Genomic DNA, 5,431 nt, shown 5'->3' with positions numbered 1-5,431 from the left:
TAAGATAGAGAAGTTGCCCTTCGGGCCTGGTTGTGATGACTGGGTCGGGGGAGCATCCGATCCTTGAGAACTCAACAGCGTGCACTTGTCAAATGCCAAATAACCTCGATTCAGCTTCGGCTGGATGAGATTCCTTTGGATCAAAGACCAGCTCCTCTTTGTGGGGGGTTGGCAACGGATAGTCAGCAATGAATATCTCTTTGGTCAGCATCAAACTCGCTGCGTCATCGTTTTCCCGATGGGGTATGCATTTCTTTTTTACGGAGAGTTTGATCCTGGCTCAGGATGAACGCTGGCGGCGTGCTTAACACATGCAAGTCGAACGGTGAACACGGAGCTTGCTCTGTGGGATCAGTGGCGAACGGGTGAGTAACACGTGAGCAACCTGCCCCTGACTCTGGGATAAGCGCTGGAAACGGTGTCTAATACTGGATACGAGTAGCGGCCGCATGGTCAGTTACTGGAAAGAATTTCGGTTGGGGATGGGCTCGCGGCCTATCAGCTTGTTGGTGAGGTAATGGCTCACCAAGGCGTCGACGGGTAGCCGGCCTGAGAGGGTGACCGGCCACACTGGGACTGAGACACGGCCCAGACTCCTACGGGAGGCAGCAGTGGGGAATATTGCACAATGGGCGCAAGCCTGATGCAGCAACGCCGCGTGAGGGATGACGGCCTTCGGGTTGTAAACCTCTTTTAGCAGGGAAGAAGCGAAAGTGACGGTACCTGCAGAAAAAGCGCCGGCTAACTACGTGCCAGCAGCCGCGGTAATACGTAGGGCGCAAGCGTTATCCGGAATTATTGGGCGTAAAGAGCTCGTAGGCGGTTTGTCGCGTCTGCTGTGAAATCCCGAGGCTCAACCTCGGGCCTGCAGTGGGTACGGGCAGACTAGAGTGCGGTAGGGGAGATTGGAATTCCTGGTGTAGCGGTGGAATGCGCAGATATCAGGAGGAACACCGATGGCGAAGGCAGATCTCTGGGCCGTAACTGACGCTGAGGAGCGAAAGGGTGGGGAGCAAACAGGCTTAGATACCCTGGTAGTCCACCCCGTAAACGTTGGGAACTAGTTGTGGGGTCCATTCCACGGATTCCGTGACGCAGCTAACGCATTAAGTTCCCCGCCTGGGGAGTACGGCCGCAAGGCTAAAACTCAAAGGAATTGACGGGGACCCGCACAAGCGGCGGAGCATGCGGATTAATTCGATGCAACGCGAAGAACCTTACCAAGGCTTGACATATACGAGAACGGGCCAGAAATGGTCAACTCTTTGGACACTCGTAAACAGGTGGTGCATGGTTGTCGTCAGCTCGTGTCGTGAGATGTTGGGTTAAGTCCCGCAACGAGCGCAACCCTCGTTCTATGTTGCCAGCACGTAATGGTGGGAACTCATGGGATACTGCCGGGGTCAACTCGGAGGAAGGTGGGGATGACGTCAAATCATCATGCCCCTTATGTCTTGGGCTTCACGCATGCTACAATGGCCGGTACAAAGGGCTGCAATACCGCGAGGTGGAGCGAATCCCAAAAAGCCGGTCCCAGTTCGGATTGAGGTCTGCAACTCGACCTCATGAAGTCGGAGTCGCTAGTAATCGCAGATCAGCAACGCTGCGGTGAATACGTTCCCGGGTCTTGTACACACCGCCCGTCAAGTCATGAAAGTCGGTAACACCTGAAGCCGGTGGCCTAACCCTTGTGGAGGGAGCCGTCGAAGGTGGGATCGGTAATTAGGACTAAGTCGTAACAAGGTAGCCGTACCGGAAGGTGCGGCTGGATCACCTCCTTTCTAAGGAGCATCTGACTCTTCGGAGTCCAGAACCCAGGTCGAAGGCACACGTTCTTCGCTGGGAGCTCATGGGTGGAACATTTGACATGCCGTCAGCGCAGCTGACTTCAACTAGTACGGTCTTCGGATCTGGAACGGTGGGGGATGCAAGCAGGCGGCTGCACGCTGTTGGGTCCTGAGGGACCGGATGCGGATCTTTCGGGATCTGGTCTGTACCTCTGGGCCTTTCGTCGTCTCCCTGGTGGGAGGGGATGAGGGGTACCGCCCGTACTTTGAGAACTACACAGTGGACGCGAGCATCTTGCAGCTGATCTTCGATCAGTTGCACAAGATGATCTTAAAGATCATTAGTCAATTTCTGATCCCGCCTTCGGGTGGGGTCGAGTTTTGATTCAAACTCATGTGATTTCAAGTCTTTAAGAGCAAACGGTGGATGCCTTGGCATCTGGAGCCGAAGAAGGACGTAGCAATCTGCGATAAGCCTCGGGGAACTGATAAGCAAGTTTTGATCCGAGGGTGTCCGAATGGGGAAACCCCGCTGGGCGGCGTGCCGACCTAGTGACTCCCGCCTGAATATATAGGGCGGGTAGAGGGAACGTGGGGAAGTGAAACATCTCAGTACCCACAGGAAGAGAAAGCAACCGCGATTCCGTTAGTAGTGGCGAGCGAAACCGGATCAGGCTAAACCGAGCGTGTGTGAGAGCCGGCAGGCGTTGCACGTTCGGGGTTGTGGGACTTTTCAGTCATTTCTGCCGAGATGGCGGCGTTACACGATGGTATAGACGAACGGTCTTGAAAGGCCGGTCATAGAGGGTGCCAACCCCGTAGTCGAAATGCCAACCGTGGCGCGAAGAGTATCCCAAGTAGCACGGGGCCCGTGAAATCCCGTGTGAATCTGTCAGGACCACCTGATAAGCCTAAATACTCCCAGATGACCGATAGCGGACAAGTACCGTGAGGGAAAGGTGAAAAGTACCCCGGGAGGGGAGTGAAATAGTACCTGAAACCGTTTGCTTACAAACCGTTGGAGCACCCCTGGTAGGTGTGACAGCGTGCCTTTTGAAGAATGAGCCTGCGAGTTAGCGATATGTGGCGAGGTTAACCCGTGTGGGGTAGCCGTAGCGAAAGCGAGTCTGAATAGGGCGATTCAGTCGCATGTCCTAGACCCGAAGCGAAGTGATCTATCCATGGCCAGGTTGAAGCGACGGTAAGACGTCGTGGAGGACCGAACCCACTTAGGTTGAAAACTGAGGGGATGAGCTGTGGATAGGGGTGAAAGGCCAATCAAACTTCGTGATAGCTGGTTCTCTCCGAAATGCATTTAGGTGCAGCGTTGCGTGTTTCTTGCCGGAGGTAGAGCTACTGGATGGCCGATGGGCCCTACAAGGTTACTGACGTCAGCCAAACTCCGAATGCCGGTAAGTGAGAGCGCAGCAGTGAGACTGTGGGGGATAAGCTTCATAGTCGAGAGGGAAACAACCCAGACCACCAACTAAGGTCCCAAAGCGCGTGCTAAGTGGGAAAGGATGTGGMGTTGCCTTGACAACCAGGAGGTTGGCTTAGAAGCAGCCACCCTTGAAAGAGTGCGTAATAGCTCACTGGTCAAGTGATTCCGCGCCGACAATGTAACGGGGCTCAAGCACGCCACCGAAGTTGTGGCATTGACATTATTGGTAGGCCTTCGTGGTCCAGCCGTGTTGATGGGTAGGAGAGCGTCGTGTGGCCAGCGAAGCGGCGGTGGAAACCAGCCGTGGAGGCTACACGAGTGAGAATGCAGGCATGAGTAGCGAAAGACGTGTGAGAAACACGTCCTCCGAAAGACCAAGGGTTCCAGGGTCAAGCTAATCTTCCCTGGGTAAGTCGGGACCTAAGGCGAGGCCGACAGGCGTAGTCGATGGACAACGGGTTGATATTCCCGTACCGGCGAAGAACCGCCCAAGCTAATCCAGTAGTGCTAAGTGTCTGAATCCCAGTGACTGATCCCTTCGGGGTGACGCTCTGGGCCTAGCGCACGACCCCATTCTGGTGCGGTTAGCGTATTAACAGGTGTGACGCAGGAAGGTAGTCCAAGCCAGGCGATGGTTGTCCTGGTGCAAGTGCGTAGGCCGAACGGTAGGCAAATCCGCCGTTCCTCCAGGCTGAGACACGATGCGGATAAAAAGTGGATGATCCTATGCTGCCGAGAAAAGCATCGACGCGAGGTTCTAGCTGCCCGTACCCCAAACCGACTCAGGTGGTCAGGTAGAGAATACCAAGGAGATCGAGAGAATCGTGGTTAAGGAACTCGGCAAAATGCCCCCGTAACTTCGGGAGAAGGGGGGCCATCCACTTATACGGACTTGCTCCGAAAAGGGTGTGGTGGCCGCAGAGACTAGTGGGTAGCGACTGTTTACTAAAAACACAGGTCCGTGCCAAGTCGCAAGACGATGTATACGGACTGACGCCTGCCCGGTGCTGGAAGGTTAAGAGGACCGGTTAGCCGCAAGGCGAAGCTGAGAATTTAAGCCCCAGTAAACGGCGGTGGTAACTATAACCATCCTAAGGTAGCGAAATTCCTTGTCGGGTAAGTTCCGACCTGCACGAATGGCGTAACGACTTCCCARCTGTCTCAACCGCGAACTCGGCGAAATTGCATTACGAGTAAAGATGCTCGTTACGCGCAGCAGGACGGAAAGACCCCGTGACCTTTACTACAGCTTGGTATTGGTGTTCGGTGTGGCTTGTGTAGGATAGGTGGGAGACGGTGAAGCATGGACGCCAGTTCATGTGGAGTCATTGTTGAAATACCACTCTGGTCACTCTGGATATCTAACTTCGAACCGTAATCCGGTTCAGGGACAGTGCCTGGTGGGTAGTTTAACTGGGGCGGTTGCCTCCCAAAAAGTAACGGAGGCGCCCAAAGGTTCCCTCAACCTGGTTGGCAATCAGGTGTCGAGTGTAAGTGCACAAGGGAGCTTGACTGTGAGACTGACAGGTCGAGCAGGGACGAAAGTCGGGACTAGTGATCCGGCAGTGGCTTGTGGAAGCGCTGTCGCTCAACGGATAAAAGGTACCTCGGGGATAACAGGCTGATCTTGCCCAAGAGTCCATATCGACGGCATGGTTTGGCACCTCGATGTCGGCTCGTCGCATCCTGGGGCTGGAGTAGGTCCCAAGGGTTGGGCTGTTCGCCCATTAAAGCGGTACGCGAGCTGGGTTTAGAACGTCGTGAGACAGTTCGGTCCCTATCCGCTGCGCGCGTAGGAAGTTTGAGAGGATCTGACCCTAGTACGAGAGGACCGGGTTGGACGAACCTCTGGTGTGTCAGTTGTTCCGCCAGGAGCACCGCTGATTAGCTACGTTCGGGATGGATAACCGCTGAAAGCATCTAAGCGGGAAGCCGGCCTCAAGATGAGACTTCCATACCTTCGGGTGAGAGGCTCCCAGCCAGACTACTGGGTTGATAGGCCAGATGTGGAAGCACGGTAACGTGTGCAGCTGACTGGTACTAATAAGCCGATGACTTGATAACACCCCGTTTGTTGGTGCTACGCGTCCACTGAGTGGTTCTCGATGTACGGTCGAGAACCGCATACCAAAATCTTTTTGTTATGCACGATTTGAAACATCAATAGTGTTTCGGCGGCCATAGCGTGAGGGAAACGCCCGGT

At 54.7% G+C, this 5,431-nt stretch carries 2 rRNA genes; both read left to right on the top strand.

Annotated features, from left to right (window positions below):
* Positions 1-257 precede the first annotated feature (257 nt).
* Positions 258-1,781: ribosomal RNA gene (locus A4X16_RS13845) — 16S ribosomal RNA — on the top strand.
* Positions 1,782-2,187: 406 nt separating this feature from the next.
* Positions 2,188-5,292: ribosomal RNA gene (locus A4X16_RS13835) — 23S ribosomal RNA — on the top strand.
* The 16S and 23S rRNA genes sit together here, the layout of an rRNA operon.
* Positions 5,293-5,431 lie beyond the last annotated feature (139 nt).

This window comes from Microbacterium sp. H83 (assembly GCF_001650405.1).
Classification (GTDB): domain Bacteria; phylum Actinomycetota; class Actinomycetes; order Actinomycetales; family Microbacteriaceae; genus Microbacterium.
This window is presented reverse-complemented; position numbering and strand designations above follow the sequence as displayed.